Here is a 17,978-nt window from a genome sequence, read left to right as displayed (position 1 = left end):
CACGGCTCCTTTTTGAGTCCGATCGGGGAAGTTCAGATTTTTAATGGTATGCTGGAATACAAGAACTTACTAAAAAGGGTCTGACCTAAGTTCAAAAAAGTTCTATACTGGTCAAAGTTCCCCAAATATAGTCAATCGGAATCAACTTGTCAAGGAAAATGTTTTGTCTATTTTTAACATTCTCAACCCCCGGCAAAACGAAAGTCTATAATCCTCAGGGGGTTCGCTATTGTCAGAGACCCTCAGGGGCTACAAGGAGTCTATCTCAATGTTTCTTATAGAGCTTATAGCAACTGCAAGGGCGAGCTTATGGCTCAAGCCGTGGCAAAATGCAAGCCAATTAGCAAAGCGTTGCGGTGGAGGCCAGGATCATTGAGCGAACAACTTTGGAGGAAACCACTGAGGATACATGACTTGGGTCGTAGTCTGGGGACAATTCGACGACATCCCACCCAACCCACTTCACACCTGTAAGCGCCACAATCCAGCTCTGCAGGGTGGTAAAACTGACCCCCCCGGGCTCAGGAGTGCCGGTTCCCGGAAGTATAGAGGGATCAAGCACATCCAAATCTAATGTGACATAAACAGGCCGATTTGCGATCCATGCACTCAGTTCGGCTGCTGTAAACGAATCTGGACGGTAAGTTCCAAATTTCTTAGCAACTTCGAACTCCTCCCTCGGCCCAGACCTTGGCCCAATCTGCAATATCTGTGACGGATTCACAAACTCCATGATTCTTCGCATGACCGTCGCATGCGAGAGCTTCGTCCCAAGGTAGTCATCACGCAGGTCAAGATGTGCATCAAATTGCACCAAAACTGCGTCAGGAAAGCGCTCGAAAGCCGCCTTTACCAGCGGAAGGCTGACCAGATGCTCGCCCCCGAGTCCGGCCGGAAGGACCCCCCTGTTATAGAGTTCGCCAGCGGCTTTTTCAATGATTTGGAGGCTTTCTAACTTATCGCCGGGGGGCAGAATCAGGTCACCCAAGTCTGCAAATTGCACGTCTTCCAGGTCCCTGTCCGCAACCGGACAGTACGTTTCAATGCCGTCGGATATGTTTCTAATTGCCGCAGGACCGAATCTCGTACCTGGCCTGAATGAACAGGTTCCGTCATAGGGCATTCCGAACAACGCCAAACGGGCGCCTTCAAGAGACTCGCTGGCACCCATGTAAACTTGTGTTCTGGTCGTCGGGATATTGAAGGGGGAGCGTCCTATGAATTCAGCAAGTCGGCAGCGTCAAGAGAGACCTAATTCACGGGCCAAAAATGCGGGTACAGCGAATGCAGCTTCGTGAACTGCCGGCGTATAATACTTGGCGTTTTGCGTGATCTCCTGCATCCGCTCAATGCGAGCGGACTCAAGAGGATGCACGGAATCCGAGGCAAAAAAGAAGCTCCACCAGCCATACGGGTAGGTCGGGATGACCGCCCCGTACCAGTGAGCCTGCGCAAAATTTCGCAGCAAAACGTCGCGAATGCTCTTCAACCGGGAATCAGGATCCCACGGGCTGTGCGACTGTGTGACGAGCACACCGCCCGGCCTGAGCGCGCGTTTCGTTAAAGCGAAATACTCCTGTGTGAACAGCACTTCACCGGGGCCGATCGGATCCGTTGAATCCGAGAGAATCACATCGAATTCTCCTTCGTGATTCTTCAAATATTCGAATCCGTCACCCACCTGAATGTCCACTCGAGGATCGTCAAGTTTCGACGTATGATAGGGAAAGAATTTGCGGCAAACGTCAATGACATCCCCGTCTATTTCCGCCAGCACAACCCGTTCGACACCCGGATGATTCAAGACCTCCCGGACTGTGCCGCCGTCTCCTCCACCAATAACACATACGCTCTTAGGTGCAGAATGTGTTACCATCGCCGGATGAGTCAACATTTCGTGATAAACGAACTCATCCTTTTCGGTGGTCATCATGCAGCCGTCGAGCACAAGCGTCTTCCCCCAGCGCTCGGTCTCAACAATCTCGACCAGCTGGTATTTCGACTGTTTGGAATACAGGACTCCCCCAGCCTTCCAGCCGCCGCGAATCGGGCCGTATGTTTCAGTTAACCAGAGTTCCATAAATCACTTAAGAGAACAAGAAGATAATGAACGGCTCTCAGAAACTCAACACTCATCAAGCCTGACGGGTGTTCAAATTACAGGACTTACGAAAATTCAAAAGAAATCGGCCTCCTAACATGCAGGAGGCCGATAATTTAACATCAAATTAATCTACGTCCACAGGACAACGCCGGCAAACGCAGCTCCAATTCTCTCCACTTTTCCGGAGATAACCGCCACTTTCATGTCAGCTAATTTCCACCCTCGAACCTTGAATGCGGACTCGACTTTCATAATGACTATCTTCCGGCACTCTTCTTCGGAACCATGCATGTGGTGCTCCATGATGACCCCGGGCAGCGACGGATCATCGGTAATACCGACTGCGACCCCCGCGCTGACCGTTTCACCGGGCAGGGAGCTGGACTCATCTGCATAGGCAATGGGCACCAAAGCTCCGTAGGGAAGCTTCATCGGCTCCACTTCTTTTGCCGACGGCGGCAGTATGGAACTCATCCGGACAAGGTTCGTGTTGCCCACACCCGCGGCGAGCAGCGCGTTGTCGAACGCGTTCAGTTCCGTTTCACCCTCGGCAAATCCTTTGACAAGAAAATACTTGTCGGGGGTCTTAATGATCATCTACGCTACCGCAGCGGTCACGTTCTGCGCGGCCTTGTGCGAGTCAAATCTCAGGCCGTGCGAGTTCATGATACCTCGCTTCATCTCCATCGCAGTGAATTCATCGGCTTCGAGCGCCTGCTTCAGATGCTCGAAGGCCACCGCCGGATCGACTTCATCGCCGCACGTGAACAGGTCAACGGCCGCGTAGCCGAACTCCGGCCACGTATGAATGGCCAGATGTGACTCGGCAATGATGATTGCGCCGGACACTCCGTACGGATTGAACAAATGAAAGGCCTCGGTCACGATGGTCGCGCCCGCCTTTAATGCAGCCTCACGCATGGCGCGCTTGACTGCGGCGACGTCGTTGAGGATTTCAGGATTACACTTGTGGTAATCAACCACAATTTGCTGTCCCAAAGACTTCAATTTAGGTTCTCCTACCCAAAAGAAGGTGAAAGGTGAGAAAAACCAACGCGACTTAGAATGTGGGCGGCGTTGTTACCCAAAGAAACTCGGCTGTTCGTTTGCCGTTGTTGCGAATGAAATGTTCGCGTTCACCCGAGAAATAAAAGCTCGACCCCGCCGTGGCGCTGAAACTGTCGTTCCCAAAAACCAGAGTAATGGTCCCCGACAAGACAAATCCAAATGCTTCCCCTTGATAGGGCTTTATTGGATAGGTTTGCTGGTCGGCTTCCAAAGTAACCAGCGCGGCTTCCATTTCGCGGTCCGCCCCGCCGGGAATCAGCAATTCAAACTTCTCAGCACCAGTTTCCGTCAGGGAAATTCTTTCAAGCTTGGAGAACACTACCTGATCAGGCTGCGTCTCCTTGAAAAAATCGGCAGCAGTTACATCCAGAACCTTGAGGATTCCGAGGAGACTGTCCACTGAGATGCTGGTCTGATCGCGCTCAAGCTGAGAGATGAAACCCTTTGTCAGATCGGCGCGCTCTGCCAATTCTTCTTGGGTCAGATTCCGGGCCAGTCGGAGGTTTCGTAAGCGTGCTCCGATATCCACCGGTCTGTATTCCAAGTATATTAAACTTCTTGTTCAATAAATGAAGGCGAAATATACAGAGAAAAGGGGGTCTTGTCAAGCCCCCTTCTGACGGGATTCCCCCTTAAGCCTTTGGCTTTCAAGCGCCTAATCGCGTCACGCCGCTTTTCGAAAGTTTAATAAATTGGCACTCTTAGGACAATTAACGAGAATCAATTTCGCCTTCGAAGCGTAGCTTTGGGTCAGGCAAACAACTTGCCGGGACAAAAATTTTTCGGTACTTACGCCTCTTTTTCGCCATTTTCGGCCTCCCCTGACTCTTCCGGAACCTGTCCCCGTCGCCACGGATTGGGTCGCTTCTGTTCAAGCAATCCAAGCCGCCCGGCGTCGACACGGTCGAGCTGCACTTTCATGTGGATTACATCGCCGATCGCTTCGGTGCTCTGGACTTCGCCCACCCGGTAGATCTCTTGCCATAGTTTACCGTTGGCCGCATCGAGTTGGATGTCCAGAACCACTTTCCCCTGCTCCATGACATGCCGCATTCGCTCACGAAGAGTGTCGATTCCGATACCCTTGACTGCACTGATTAGCACGGCTTCCGGCTTGTGCTCCTTCACCCATTTCGTGACCGACGGATCGTCGAGCACGTCGATTTTGTTGAAAACTTCAATGACTGGCACATCAGAAAGTCCCATCTCGTTCAGTATGTTTTCAACTGTTTCCATTTGCTCCCTGTAAGTCGGTGATGCCGCGTCAATCAAGTGCACGATACAGTCAGCTTCGGAAATCTCGGCAAGAGTTGAACGGAAACTGGCCACGAGTCCATGCGGGAGTTTGCGTATGAACCCAACTGTGTCTGAGAGGACAGCCCGAATTCCCTGCCCAAGCGGCAACGCTCTGGTCGTTGAATCCAGAGTGGCAAATAGCAGGTTCTCTTCATAGACGCCGGCGGATGTCAGAACATTCATTAGAGTGGATTTACCCACATTCGTGTAACCGGCAAGCGAGAATCTGAACACGTCCTGCCGTTTGGCACGCTGCGTTCGATGCTGCTTCTCAATCAGCACCAAATCCTCCTCCAGCTTGCGAATGCGCGACCGGATGATGCGCCGGTCGGTCTCAATCTGAGTTTCACCCGGTCCTCTCATACCGATACCACCTCGCTGCCGTTCAAGGTGAGTCCACGCACCCGTCAGTCTGGGAAGCATATACTTCAGCTGAGCCAATTCCACTTGCGTCCGAGCCTCACGCGTTTGGGCACGTTTGGCAAAAATGTCCAGAATCAGTCCAGAGCGGTCAATGAGACGAGTTTTAAGTTCGCGCTCAAGATTGCGGCACTGAGCAGGAGCTGGATCCTCGTCAATTACCACGAGATCCGCTCTTACTTCGGCGGCCAGTGCAGAAAGCTCCGTTGCTTTTCCTTTTCCTACATATAGAGCGGAGTCAATTTGCCGGAGCTTGACCAGCTCGCGGTCGGCAATCTCAGCTCCGGCGGTTTCAGCAAGCATGGCCAGTTCGTCCAAGTGCTCCTGCGCCGCCGTCAAATGCTCACCCGGTTTACAAATACCTATGAGGAGAGCTCGCTCCCTTTTCGGGACCAGCGTATTCTCAGCGTCACCTTGAGAGGCATCTTCTATCTTCAGCCGGTCAAACCCCAGTGACCGTGCCCGGTCATCGCCGATTTTGCTCCGCGGTGGACTCATGATTGCACTCTCTCATCCGCTTTCACTTTGTCCCATAGCTTGTCCATTTTCTCCAATCCTGCCTCATGGAGCGGAATCCCCTCCTCCATGAGTGCGAGTTCGATTTGGCCGAACCGATCCGTGAATTTCTGGATGGCGCCTCGAAGCGCCTCCTCGGGGTGAACGTCCAGTTTACGTCCCAGATTCACCATCGTGAACAGGAGGTCTCCGAACTCGGCCTCAATTTTTTCCCTGTTACCAACTCGCAACTCGTGCTGGAGTTCAGCTATCTCTTCGGAGAGCTTTGCCCACACCGGTTCGTCCGACGGCCAGTCAAATCCGACAGCCGCCGCTTTCTCCTGCACGCGATAAGCCCGGTTGAGTGCCGGTTGGTTCTTGGGCACACCCGAAAGCAGCTGCGGCCGGTGGTCTTCCTTTAGTTTGATCTTCTCCCATTGTTTATTGACATCATCCGCCGAATGAACAACCGCGTCGCCGAACACATGCGGATGCCGGCGAATCAGCTTTTCATTGATTTCGTGCAAGACATCGGCGATGTTGAATAACTGCTCCTCTTCGGCCATCCGCGAGTGAAAAATGATGTGCAGCAGGAGGTCGCCGAGTTCCTTCTTAAGTTCGCCGTAGGCTTTGCGGTCAATTGAATCAAGGACCTCATAGGTTTCCTCGATCAAATAGGGCCGGAGTGACTCGTGCGTCTGGTCGCAGTCCCACGGACAGCCGCCGGGCGACCGCAGCGCTGCCATAATGTGCACAAGCCGCGCGAACTCGGCGGCGGCTTGCTCAGTCAAGGCGGTATTTTCGAAAAGGGGTTTCAATGTCGTCAGAGATAATTAAGGAGCGCAAGTAATTTCCGACCCCGGTCTTCAGAGTCGCTTTCAACCAGCAGATTGTAAAATTCTTCCGTCTGCGGGTGTGCAAGTGCGACCTTCATCTCAGCTCGCACCTCCTTGGCCAACGCCGCCACGTACAACTCCGGATTCAGTGAAAGGTCCAGCAGCAGGTCATACTCAGTTGACCGGATTTGCTTGAGTATCGCGTTGTCCGGCAATCCAAGCTTTGTGCATTGCACCGGATCATAACTCATGATGCTGCAAGACTCATTAATGATGAGCCAGCTGCGGTAATTGTCGCGCACCCAAATCGTGAGTTGCGCATTTTCCAGCCGGCTGAAAATTTCGGGAAGAATTACACGCACGATATCGAAATCGTCGAAATTCGATGGCAGCAGCACACACACTTTGCGCGCATGCCGTGCCGCGCCGGGAAGTGTGATGCGTCCTCCGGCATGCTCCCCCTTGCGCCACGACAAAAATTTCCAGCCGATTCGTTCCTTTATGCTCATTCGTCCTTTGCCGCGATTGCTTCGCGCCGGATGATGCGGATACGGCCAAGTCTGTGCCGCCGCACCTCTTCCACCACAAATTCGTAGTTATGGTATTCGACGCGGGTTTGTAATTCGGGGAAGTCACCGAGTTCAGAAAGCAGAAAACCTCCGAGAGTGTCAAAGTCGTCGTCAATCGGGATGACATCCTCGCCCAACACTTCATTGACGGTTTCCACGTCAAGCTTGGCATCGACCAGTACGGTCTGCTCGTCCACTCGAGTCCACAAGGTGCGTTCGGCGTCATGCTCGTCCTGAATCTCGCCGACGATCTCTTCAATGACATCTTCGAGAGTCACAAGCCCTGCCGTTCCGCCGTATTCGTCCACCGCGATGGACATGTGCACCCGCTGTTCCTGAAACTGCTTAAGCAGCTCGTCAATCGTTTTGGCTTCCGGAACAAAGTGCGCCGCGCGAATAATTCGCTTCAGATCCACCTCATCCTTGAACGGGAAGTAAGTCAGCAGATCCTTGACATGAAGTATCCCGATGATATTGTCTATCTTCTCGTCAAACACGGGCAGTCGCGAATGCCCGCACTTCTTCAATGTCTCCAGCACCTTTGCAGTCGGTGTCCGTACTTCGATAGCCACCATATCGGTTCGCGGCACCATGATTTCCCGGACGGAGATTTCACCCAGCTCGAAAATCGAGTGAATCATGTCGCGCTCTGTCTTCTCAAGCGCGCCATGCTCTTCACCTACTTCGAGCAGGGTCTTGACCTCCTCTTCGGAAATCCAAAGCTTCTTCTTCTCGACTCCGAGCGTGCGCGAAATCCATTCGGCGAGAGGTGCCATCACCGCAGTTACCGGCCACAAAAGAACATTCAGGAACGCCAAAGGAGTAGCCAGCCGGAGCGACCATTTGTACGGATTGCGCACGGCCGTGAACTTCGGAATGATCTCACCCATGATGAGCAGCACTCCGGTCACAAACACTCCCTGTATCAAGTAAACAATCCACTCCAGCTCGGCATCATGCGAGAGTATCCGTGATGCTGCAAGTGCTGCAACGGTCGCCGACAGGACATTGACGACTGTGTTGCCCGCAAGAATGAATATAAGAAACCGCCGCGGGTCTTCCAGCAACTTGGTTAGCCGCTGCGCGTTTATGTTCTCGGCCGCCTGCTCTTTAAGATCGCTGATTTGCGACCGCGTGAGTGACAGCAGCGCCGTTTCCGCCAGTGAAAACATGGCTGCCATGAGCTGCAAGCCGAAAAATGCGACAAAGCTCCACAGGAAATACGTGTCAATCATAACGCACCTCCCGCTTTCAAGGCAATGTCCTCATACCGGCTCATCTGCTTACGCCCCGTTTCGGTACGGTCATCATACCCTGCCAGATGCAGGACACCGTGCGCGGCCAGACGCGCGACTTCCTGATAGAGCGGCACGCGATAGTCGCGCGCCTGCCTGCGAGCCTGATCGAGACAAATGTAAATCTCGCCCTCGATTCCCTTGCCCGGGTCGGTGAGATCGAAGGTAATCACGTCCGTCGTGCCGCGAATGTTCATGAATTCCCGGTGCAGCTTCGCCATCTTGCGGTCATTCACAAGCACAAAGCGAATCGCGTTGACAGGTGCGGGTATTCTGCGCATGGCCGCGCTTGCGCAAGCCAGTGCATAGTCTTTGCGCACGCGCGCACGGGGAATCTCCGAATAGAATTCGAGCTTGCCTCGAGCGCGCCTGCGCGGGGGAGGTTGGTCAGTCATTGGAGGTGGAGGACGGCTTACCGCGGTGTTCGGGCAGCTTGCCGAGAGCTTCGCCTGTTTCTTGAGCTGCGTCGCCGCTCGCGTCCGCAGTATTCTTCAATAGTCGGTCGTAGGCGCCGACGATTCTCGCCACGAGCGGATGGCGGACGACGTCGGAGTTTTTCAATTTCACAAATTCAATTCCCTTGATGCCTTCGAGGATGTACTCGATGCCGAGCAATCCCGAGTCGCTGCGCCGCGGCAGGTCTATCTGCGTCAAATCACCGGTGATAACCGCCTTCGAATTCTCGCCCATGCGAGTCAGAAACATTTTCATCTGCCCTGCCGTCGTGTTTTGCGCCTCATCCATAATGAGAAACGCATTATCGAGCGTTCTGCCGCGCATGTACGCAAGCGGAGCAATCTCGATAATCTGCCGGTCCAGCAATTTGCGCAAACGGTCCCCCGGAATCATCTTCATCAGCGCATCATAAAGCGGTCGGAAATAAGGATCCACCTTCTCGCGCACATCACCCGGCAGGAAACCCAGACTCTCACCCGCTTCCACTACCGGACGCACGAGAATAATCCGGTCGAACTTCCCCTGCTGAAACATCTGCACCGCGCAGACGACGGCGATGAATGTTTTGCCGGTTCCGGCAGGTCCGAATGCGAACGTGATGTCACTGCGTTGAATCGCTTCCCAATATTCGTTTTGTCCCGCCGTGCGCGGATTGTAACTCCGGTCGCCCGCGCGGAACATCGCCGCAAACGGAGCATCAGGATCGGCGTGCAACTCCCGTCCCGGCGCGCTGATATGCAGCGTCCGGTCAATGTCGCCGCGCGACAGATTCCCCTGCTTCCGTGTGATGCCGACGAGATCCATGATAAGTTCGACGGCTTCCAGATTGTCCGCCTGCGTACCGCGAATCAGGATCTTCTCGCGGCGTGCGGTCACTTTCGATTGAATGTGTCGCTGCAGATAACGCAAATTGTCATCGTTGGGACCAAGCAGTGGCCGCAACACACCTTCCTCAATGGGAAGTTCGACAATCTCAATAAACTCTTGCGGCGACTGTTCTGCGGCCATAGAGCGTTGCGTCAGTGGAGTGCCTCCTTTGAACTACCATCACACAAAAAATACCTCGCGCAGGACAAAAGGTGTCCGGCGGAGGTACCCAATACTCATACATTCTGTCGTTTTACTTCGGGACTTATCCACTCAGTTTGAGGCAGGTATGCCCAATTATTCCTTCTTGCTTCGGACCACCTGTCTAAATGTAACAAAAAACAGACCCCTTGTCAATAAAACTCGCCCCGGCAGGAATTTTCTCCCTCCGGGGCTAAACTGTTAGACTTTTGTGAATTAGGGACTTCCGCTCGCTCTAACCTGAGACCGGCCCATCACTTCACCGGAAGCAATCCTATCTTCAAATCATCAAGTAACTTAGGATCAACCGGCGATGGGCTCCCGTCCATCAGCGACTGAGCTAAGGTCGTCTTCGGGAAGGCAATAACGTCCCGGATTGGCCGATTGGTCAGCACCATGATCATCCGGTCGAATCCCAGCGCAAAACCGCCCATCGGAGGCGCGCCGTACTTCAGCGCGTCCACCAGGAACCCGAATCGCATTTTGGCCTCCTCGTCCGAGATGCCCAGCATCCTGAAGATTTTTGACTGTATTTCCGGATCATGGATACGAATCGAGCCCGACAGCAATTCGTTGCCGTTCATCACCAAATCGTACGACGTCGAGCGCACGTTCCACGGCTCGCTGTCCAGCAAATGTGAGTCTTCGGGATTGAATCCTGTGAACGGATGATGAGCAGGCCAAACTTCTCCCGTTTCTTCATCGCGTTCAAATAACGGAAAGTCCACTACCCAAAACATCGATACGTTCTTGTGGTCATTCGGATCAAACAGCTTGAAGTGTTCGGCAAGCTTGATCCTCATGACACCCAGCGCTTTCAGCACATCGCTCTTCTTGCCGACGGCAAGGAGCAGCAAGTCGCCTTGCTCACCTTTGAGTTGTTTGACGATGTTCGCAATCGCATCGTCACTCACTTTGCCGACCAACACACCGCTCAAGCCCTCGGCTCCGATCTTAATCGGCAGAATTCCGCCAAGCCCTGACGCCTTGGCCAGCTCTTCCACTTCAGCAAACTGCTTGCGCGAAATCTCCGCTTGTCCGGGCACGCGCAAACCAATCACTACTCCACCCGCGTCCAATGCTCCGCGAATCACCCGGAACTCGGTGTCCTTCACGTGACCCGTGACATTCTCAAACTTGAGGTCATATCGCAAGTCCGGCTTATCCGAACCATAGTTCTCCATTACATAGTTGTACGACAGTCGCGGCAAGGGCATCTCGACTGAAGTATTCCAAATTTCCTTTAGAATCTTCACCCACAACCCCTCCACCGTGCTGAATACGATGTCACGTGTGGCAAAGGAAATCTCGACGTCAATCTGCGTGAACTCCGGCTGGCGGTCGCTTCTCAAATCTTCGTCACGGAAACACTTGCAAATCTGGAAATACTTATCGAATCCCGCCACCATCAGAATCTGCTTGTAGATCTGCGGTGATTGCGGAAGCGCGTAGAACTGATGCGGGAACACGCGGCTTGGCACAAGATAGTCGCGCGCGCCTTCCGGCGTGCTCTTGACCAGACAGGGCGTCTCGACTTCGATGAAACCCAACTCCGTGAAATGATTCCGCGCGATATTCGAGACTTTGTGCCTCAGAATCAGCACGTCCTGCAATTCGCTCCGCCGCAAATCCAGATAGCGGTATTTCAAGCGCAGTTCATCCGAAGCTTTGTCCGCGCCTTCAATTTGGAACGGCAATTCGGGGCAGCAGTTCAGCACTTCTATTGACGTTGCCACCACCTCCACCTCACCCGTCGGCATATCGGCATTGACCATCCCGTCCGGCCGTGCGCGCACCGTGCCTTGGATCTCAACGACCCATTCGTTTTTGAGTTCATGCGCAATCCGGGATGCGTCGGCCTGTTCCGGCTCGACCACCACTTGCGTCTTGCCGTAGCGGTCGCGCAGATCGATAAACACCAGCCCGCCAAGGTCGCGCGCCCGCGCCACCCAGCCTTGCAGGACGATGGATTTCCCGTTATCAGTTTTGCGGAGTTCCCCGCAGGTATGTGTTCTTGTCGTCATGTTCTTCTTACTGTAGGGGCACAACATGTTGTGCCCGTTGGGAGGCCGTTCGAGTCTTTACACTCAATAGCATGTAATTATTGGAAATAACAGCGCCGCCCGATAGGCGGCGCAGGTCATGCGTTCAGGGACAATATGCACCAATTTAGCTGGAAAATCAACCTACTTGAAAAGTAGGCAACTTTGCGCTGACGCATAACCATTCATCCCTAGGTCGGGCCTCCTGCCCGACGCCCGGGTGTAGGGGCGGATAGCGCGGCGTCTGAACCCAAACCCAAGCGCATTGTCTTCCCGCAGCAGGGCGAAAGGACTTACAAGCGTGAATACCGAATCCACAGAGATTTTCTTGTGCAATCATCGCAGACAAAGCTCCCCCTAAGCCTTTCCGCCTGGCACGTCTTCCCTAAACCATTCGGCCAAGTCCCAATCCCAACCATGTTCCAGCTAAACAGCCCGTCAGGGTTATTCCGATATTCACCACAGCCGCCGCCGGTTTCGCCTCCTGAATCAAAGCAATGGTCTCATAACTGAACGACGAATAGGTCGTGAAACCGCCCAGCAATCCGATGGTCAGAAACACCTTCAGCGCGGGCGAATCGTCAAATCGCGCCGCCATTGCCGTCATCAAGAAACCGATCGCAAAACATCCGGTGACATTTACCACCACCGTGCCATAAGGAAAACCGAGGGAGGTCAGCCTGTACACCAGTCCCGACATCACATAACGCAACAGCGAACCAAGTCCACCGCCGACAAAGATGAGAAGAATGTTCTTCATGGTCAGTCAAAGTAGCAAAACGCGGCGACTCTTTCAAGCCGCCGCGTCATCACATTGATTCCAGCGTAAGTGAGGTTTACTTTCGACCCGCCTGCCAAACACCGCCGCGAAGCGGATACTTGGCCGGATCGCGTTCGGAAAGCCGCGCGTACAGCAGGCTTCCACCCGATGACAGATAACCGTTCGCTTGAGCCCACGCATGACCCTCTTCAAGTACACTCAACTCAACGTCCGCCGCAGACGAGCTGTACTTAAATAGTTTGGAACGCAGACTGGCCGCGCGCGTGTCGCGACGATCAAGCGAGTGGGTCGCGAACTCGAGCGATTCATGCACTGTGCGATTCATCGCGGCATACTCACGATCGAGAGCGAGCTTATGTTCCGCGAGGAGAGACAAGGAGTCCTTGTCAGGTACTGCGGTAAACAGCTGTTCGAACACCGTGGCAAGAGCCGTATTGGACTCATTCGCCAGTTTGGTCGCCTCGGCAAGCTGCGCCGACAAGGCTTCCGTCATGGACTCGACCGCATCCGGATTTGACGTTGCGGCCAGCGTGCGCGAAATCTGCATCGCGTTCGCTGACGTCGTCTGCCACTGACTGCCGCACAGCTTTCGCAATTCCATCACCGGTTTCAGCATGTCTTGATACAACGTTGCCACGGAGTTTTCGACACCGTCAATGCCGGGATTCTGCCGGGCGAAGCGCAGCGCAAGCTTGCGATAATTGACGCACTCCTGCAGCACCGGAAAAGCTTCGTGCACAATCGCATCACATCGCGGTGAGTAACCGTTTTGCCCGAAGCTCCTCAATGGAGTCTGCTGCCATAATGAAGCAGCCCACCCTTCCAGCTGTTCGGCGACATGGACATACAGGTCGTATGTTTCCTGCTGCGCTTCAGTTTGAAAATCGCGTTTTTGCGTGGACCAATGTCCGGGTGCGAGCGGAGGCAGCGCTTTCGCTTCATGGCGAGCCGTGAAGACCAGGATATCCGCGGCTTGGTTAAACGCCGTCAAAGCTTGTGCACGCAGTTTGTCGCGCGCCAGCAAATCCTCCGGCCTGCTGGAGAACATCCCCAGACGAAGCAGCGCGTCGCCTTCGAGACGATGGAGTTTTCCAGTCAAGAGCGCGACAGCGGATTCATAAGACGGGGCAATCGTCAGGAGTTCGTTGGTATTGCGTTCGAGCTCGTTGCACCAGCGAGTGGCTTCTTTGGCATTCCATTCCAGCGACACATGCAGAGTTTTTTCGAGCGCGGCAAATTCAAATTGCAGAAGTTCCCAGCGCGCTCTCGCGGCGGCATTTGCCACAAGCGGGTCGGAGAATCCGGGCTTTCGTTTGTGTTTCTGCCAGATGTTCCAAGCCTGTTGAAACTCCTGCTTGGATTGAATGTCACGTCCGAGGACTTGTTCGATAAGACCGAGCTCGACACTTGCGCGCAGAGCTTGCGGGGAATTGGGCGCGGTGTTGTTGCTCAATGCGAAGAGTACCTCTCGCGCAGACTCCTCTTGATTGGCCCGCAAGAGACAGTTTGCCAGAGTAAGCTGGTCTTGCGCACCAAGCGGGAAGTCGGCTCGAATCAATTGCATTCCGAGGAAAGCGGCGGGCGACCAGAACTCTTCGGCGGCATAAGCCCGGAAGAGCGCGGTTTTGAAATCACCAACCCATGGCGCATCGGGAGAGCGTCCGCACATGTCGAGCAGTATGTCAGCAACTTCAAGCTGATGCGCGGCTTCACCACCGACAGGCCAGCAGTAATCGAGTGTGTATTTTGTCCACGGTGCCAGCGGGTCGGTTGTGCAGAGGTCAATGGCCCAGCGGTGACTTTGCGGGTCAGTCGAGGTGGCCCGAGCAATCAGCGCGACGGTTTTGCAGGTGGAATCGCGCCACGTGTTGTCGGACTCATTCAACACAAACGCTTTAAGCTGGTCACTTAATGCAGTCAGTTGCTCAATGTCCGGCGTGGGCTGGTCAAGCAGGATTCTTGCAGTTTGCAATTTCTGCTGCACATCAACAGCGTCTACCGCATACGTAGCGGAGAAAATCCAGCAAATACATGAAAAATACATCGTAATTCTGTAGCGCACGGGAAAACACTCCTGAGTTAGCTACGATGTATTTGGCAAGAGGCGGGCCAGAATTGGGGCGGTTTCTCTTTTTCTGGTTGAGGTATTGACTTTTTCGAGATTCTATAGCATTGTAGATGCATCATCGAGGAGCAAATCAATGAGAGTTGTTTTTTGCACTTACGGTCTTTGCGGGTTCGGTTTTTGGTATCGGGGATGTCACGGTACACTCTGTGGACTATTCGGTCACTGCCGGTGAGCACAATAATGGTTCCGGAATAATTAGTTCAGTGCGAGTGAGCTACTCCATGGAATGGAGCGAAATTGACTCCGGTGGGTGGCATGTCGGGGAGTGCTGCTGGGACTACATGAGCCCGCTTCATTTGGCATGGGCATATCGCGACAGTTCTGGTGTGGGGAACATAAATCCAGTCAATTGTATCTGGATGCAGAACGAGAGCGGTAATCGCTGGCCATGCGAATTTGGCACCTGTTTCAGTTTTAGAGGACTTGACACTCTTAACTTTCAGATTATAGACCAAGACACCTTTGTAATAAAGGAAAGACACTGGAGCTCTTCCGGTACAATCCTTCTTCCGATGCCCATAGGAAATTTGCGTATATACTTGGTCGGAGATGAGTTGCGATGGGACAGGATTTACGGTGAACACAATGTAACAGAGTTTTGCGGAGGATTCGGTTTCCCCCGAATCGACACGCTGACTCAAATAGACATGTATGATCAGTTCAGCGCAACGGGCTGGCAACACGCATTGGACACTCTGCGTGCAAGAGACTTAGCCGGTCAAGCCATAAGGAGGTCAAGAAAGAGCATCATTGCAAGAACGCGGCAGCCTGTGACAGGGAGCCACACTCTTGAGTTGATTTCCCGTGACTATGCTGCCCATTGCATGGTTACTCCCTTTGTGGACGCGGCGGGGAAATCGAACTTCATGTCACGGACGACATCGTTGGGGGACACCATATCATATGTATCCGTTCCGCGAGATGAAGATGGATTCGAGCAATATTCCGGTAATACAGGGGATTTTCTGGCTGATGCTTGGGAAGAGAAAGTGTTTCCAGGAACAGACTTGCGCAAGAATTGGCCGTTTGGGCATCCGGATTCAGTTGGATCCGTTGCCCAGAAATGGGAAGATGATGACTATCACATGCGTGGAAGAGCTTTTGACGGCGACGACTTGTTAAACTTTGAAGAGTATCGTGGTTTTCTTGTTGCGGCAGACTCTACTCAGCCACACGATACTACAAACTACGAACATATTCGATGTGATCCAAAACTCAAGGATGTTTTTGTTTACTTTCATCCCGAACTTGAGGAGTTTCCGGAAGTAGTTGATTTCTTCGATGAAGTATATCCCGGTCACATATTCGCGCTGGACAGCCAAGTGCAAGTTCACATCACGGACAATTACAATATACAAGCCTCATCTGTACCGACCAATCCAATTAGACAACAAAACAAGTCTGCGTCTTTCCAGCGAAAAGGCTGTCACACACTATACCCACCAAGGTTTGTGCCAATCGACTCCCTTGTTTATCTTGGAAGCACCTCTAACCTAAATCTCTATGACAACGGCGAGAGCGTTGCTCAAGTCATATCATTTTGGCCTTGGTCTCAGCGCGTAGGCTCCTATCGTGAGATCCCTGCATGGACCATAAGAAAAACACAAGGAACTGCATTTCCTCATCCAGATCCGACAGGAACGGGAACCTACCCAGGTAATACATATTTCATCGTTGTTAACCTAGAAAGATTTAGAGAATACATGGACTCTCCATATTGCAGGGCTGGTAGTTACTTCGATTGGCATGACGATGCTCTCGATATATTGCGAGTTGTAGTAGCTCACGAATTTGGTCACGCGGTTGGTTTAACCCACCCACAAGCTGTGGAATCAGATACGCTAATAATGGGTCCTGTTAGAAGAGAGTTAGGCACAGGGCGTCTGGTCCCCAATTCACCCACTTTCTCACCTCAAGATAAATCCCGGTTCACGGTTCGAGCCGAGTAGGAGGAACGTATCATGAAACATTTAACTTTTGCAGGCATAGCTACTGCTATCACACTAACTTCCTTTTGCACGATTGTTGCTGATGTCCTCCCAACATCGTTTGACGTCTATCCGTACTTTGAGGAGCAATACCCGCAACGCAAAGTATGGCGGAATTTGCTACCACCAGTCAGGCTGAACAATTCTGCACTGAATGCTTGTGTTCGTGCTAATGAGTTCTACGCTCCAAGCATGCTCAGATATCCGCGTTCAAGTAGTTTGATGATGGGAATCTGTGACACCTTAGAAATCAAGGTTCAGTTCATCAATCGAACGGACTCGAGCATTGTGTTGATAGGCGAAAACCCTCATGAGTGGTTCGCTCCACGGCTTTACAAGACGACCATGAATATAGTTTCGGATGCGCCAGTGATTGATTCGACAAAACTATCCTACAGCGTGCAGGCGTGCGTTGACTCTCTGGACCCGTTCAATCCACAAGATACAATTCTCCCGGGGAATCAATCCCACGTAATCGCTTACAATGTATGGGGTCTGCCGGAAGGAGTGTGGGTTTTGGCTCTGGGTACCACGAGCAAGACTCCGGGATACCTCAACGTGCTCTATGACGGCGGAGTTTTCGAGTATCGGTCTCCAGAAGACGGGCAAGACACCGTGAATGCGTGGCTGGCACTTGCAGAACGGCAGAAAAAATGCCGTGATTACAGCGGAGCACTTAGCTGGATTGAGAAAGTCATCACAGTCTATCCGAAGTCCGTTCCAGGGTGGTGGTCGAAAGCGAACCTCCACATGTGGCATGGCGACAGTTTGTTGACGTTCCAAGCCTATGATTCTGCTTTCAAGTTCTTCAACAATCTGACGGATCCACTGTTACCTGACACAACAGAGTCGGTTGAACCCGTGGAACGTTTTTACATGAGAGCGGTTGGGCCATTGATGGAATTTGACTACTTCATCGCCCAAAGAGACGGGTTTTGGAAGTGAAGGAACGTGAAAAAAGGTATAGCAAAAGCGGCAGTCAGAGACTGCCGCTTTTGTAATCGGTCGTAAAATTTTGTACTTAGTCGACTTTATGCTCAGCGACTTGAACGAGTGCGTTATGGCGTTTGAAAGCAGATTGTGCTTCTTCGCGTTCTGCAGCAGATGCGGCAGTTTCGATGCGTTTCAGTGCATCAGCCCGGTTTTTTTTTGCAGTATCAAGATCGATGTCGGACTTGCGGACGCATGTTTCTGCAAGGATAAGCGCCTTATTGTTGTCCACGGTGAAGTATCCACCGCCGATTGCAAACTCTTCCTTGTGGTCGGCGAAGTCAATCTGCAGACGACCGGGGCCAAGCCCTGCGACCATGGGTGCATGGTTGGCCAAAACACCGAATTCACCTGCCGACCCGGGAGCGCGCACATGCACGACATCGGCGGACAGCAGATGTTTTTCGGGTGTAATCAGCTCAACATGAAACGTGTTGGCCAT

General features: G+C 52.8%; 17 protein-coding genes. 2 read left to right on the top strand and 15 right to left on the bottom strand.

Features of this window, described 5'->3' with window-relative positions; genetic code table 11:
- Nucleotides 1-340: 340 nt before the first annotated feature.
- From speB to HUU59_01020, 14 genes are all read right to left on the bottom strand, one after another.
- Nucleotides 341-1,171 carry an agmatinase gene (gene speB / locus HUU59_01085; protein NUO18031.1) on the bottom strand — a complete coding sequence of 277 codons (831 nt, stop codon included), beginning with the start codon at nt 1,169-1,171 and terminating at the stop codon, nt 341-343.
- Nucleotides 1,172-1,240: 69 nt separating this feature from the next.
- On the bottom strand, nt 1,241-2,080 hold the full coding sequence (gene speE, locus HUU59_01080) for a polyamine aminopropyltransferase (protein NUO18030.1): 840 nt from the start codon (nt 2,078-2,080) through the stop codon (nt 1,241-1,243).
- Between the two features lie 153 nt (nt 2,081-2,233).
- Entirely contained in the window at nt 2,234-2,701 is a 468-nt protein-coding gene (locus HUU59_01075) for an arginine decarboxylase, pyruvoyl-dependent (protein NUO18029.1), read from the bottom strand.
- On the bottom strand, nt 2,702-3,112 hold the full coding sequence (gene speD, locus HUU59_01070) for an adenosylmethionine decarboxylase (GenBank protein NUO18028.1): 411 nt from the start codon (nt 3,110-3,112) through the stop codon (nt 2,702-2,704).
- A 52-nt stretch (nt 3,113-3,164) separates the two neighbouring features.
- Nucleotides 3,165-3,716 carry a helix-turn-helix domain-containing protein gene (locus tag HUU59_01065; GenBank protein NUO18027.1) on the bottom strand — a complete coding sequence of 184 codons (552 nt, stop codon included), beginning with the start codon at nt 3,714-3,716 and terminating at the stop codon, nt 3,165-3,167.
- Between the two features lie 245 nt (nt 3,717-3,961).
- Nucleotides 3,962-5,386: a GTPase HflX gene (gene hflX / locus HUU59_01060; protein NUO18026.1), complete on the bottom strand. Its 1,425-nt coding sequence runs from the start codon at nt 5,384-5,386 to the stop codon at nt 3,962-3,964.
- Nucleotides 5,383-6,174: a nucleoside triphosphate pyrophosphohydrolase gene (gene mazG, locus HUU59_01055; GenBank protein ID NUO18025.1), complete on the bottom strand. Its 792-nt coding sequence runs from the start codon at nt 6,172-6,174 to the stop codon at nt 5,383-5,385. Before mazG ends, hflX begins: the two co-directional genes overlap by 4 nt.
- 32 nt (nt 6,175-6,206) lie before the next feature.
- Nucleotides 6,207-6,728 (bottom strand): hypothetical protein, encoded by a 522-nt coding sequence (locus tag HUU59_01050; GenBank protein NUO18024.1) that lies wholly within the window; start codon nt 6,726-6,728, stop codon nt 6,207-6,209.
- Nucleotides 6,725-8,023: an HlyC/CorC family transporter gene (locus tag HUU59_01045; protein ID NUO18023.1), complete on the bottom strand. Its 1,299-nt coding sequence runs from the start codon at nt 8,021-8,023 to the stop codon at nt 6,725-6,727. The genes HUU59_01050 and HUU59_01045 overlap by 4 nt, the downstream gene beginning before the upstream one ends.
- Nucleotides 8,020-8,478, bottom strand: coding sequence for an rRNA maturation RNase YbeY (gene ybeY / locus HUU59_01040; GenBank protein NUO18022.1), 459 nt, complete (start codon nt 8,476-8,478; stop codon nt 8,020-8,022). Before ybeY ends, HUU59_01045 begins: the two co-directional genes overlap by 4 nt.
- A complete protein-coding gene (locus tag HUU59_01035; protein ID NUO18021.1) occupies nt 8,471-9,343 on the bottom strand; it encodes a PhoH family protein in 873 nt (290 codons plus the stop codon). Before HUU59_01035 ends, ybeY begins: the two co-directional genes overlap by 8 nt.
- Nucleotides 9,344-9,861: 518 nt before the next feature.
- Nucleotides 9,862-11,631 carry an aspartate--tRNA ligase gene (gene aspS, locus HUU59_01030; protein ID NUO18020.1) on the bottom strand — a complete coding sequence of 590 codons (1,770 nt, stop codon included), beginning with the start codon at nt 11,629-11,631 and terminating at the stop codon, nt 9,862-9,864.
- A gap of 403 nt (nt 11,632-12,034) precedes the next feature.
- On the bottom strand, nt 12,035-12,409 hold the full coding sequence (gene crcB / locus HUU59_01025) for a fluoride efflux transporter CrcB (protein NUO18019.1): 375 nt from the start codon (nt 12,407-12,409) through the stop codon (nt 12,035-12,037).
- A gap of 76 nt (nt 12,410-12,485) precedes the next feature.
- Nucleotides 12,486-14,492 carry a hypothetical protein gene (locus HUU59_01020; GenBank protein ID NUO18018.1) on the bottom strand — a complete coding sequence of 669 codons (2,007 nt, stop codon included), beginning with the start codon at nt 14,490-14,492 and terminating at the stop codon, nt 12,486-12,488.
- 146 nt (nt 14,493-14,638) lie between these two features.
- Between HUU59_01020 and HUU59_01015 the strand changes: the two genes are divergently transcribed.
- On the top strand, nt 14,639-16,507 hold the full coding sequence (locus HUU59_01015; GenBank protein NUO18017.1) for a hypothetical protein: 1,869 nt from the start codon (nt 14,639-14,641) through the stop codon (nt 16,505-16,507).
- A gap of 12 nt (nt 16,508-16,519) precedes the next feature.
- On the top strand, nt 16,520-17,491 hold the full coding sequence (locus HUU59_01010) for a hypothetical protein (GenBank protein NUO18016.1): 972 nt from the start codon (nt 16,520-16,522) through the stop codon (nt 17,489-17,491).
- 76 nt (nt 17,492-17,567) lie between these two features.
- On the opposite strand, the gene atpC is transcribed toward HUU59_01010, so the two are convergent.
- Nucleotides 17,568-17,978 carry an ATP synthase F1 subunit epsilon gene (atpC, locus tag HUU59_01005; protein NUO18015.1) on the bottom strand — a complete coding sequence of 137 codons (411 nt, stop codon included), beginning with the start codon at nt 17,976-17,978 and terminating at the stop codon, nt 17,568-17,570.

This window comes from bacterium, assembly GCA_013360195.1.
Lineage (GTDB): Bacteria > Electryoneota > RPQS01 > RPQS01 > RPQS01 > JABWCQ01.
The sequence above is the reverse complement of the archived record's forward strand: the minus strand, read 5'-3'. Positions and strand labels throughout refer to the sequence as shown.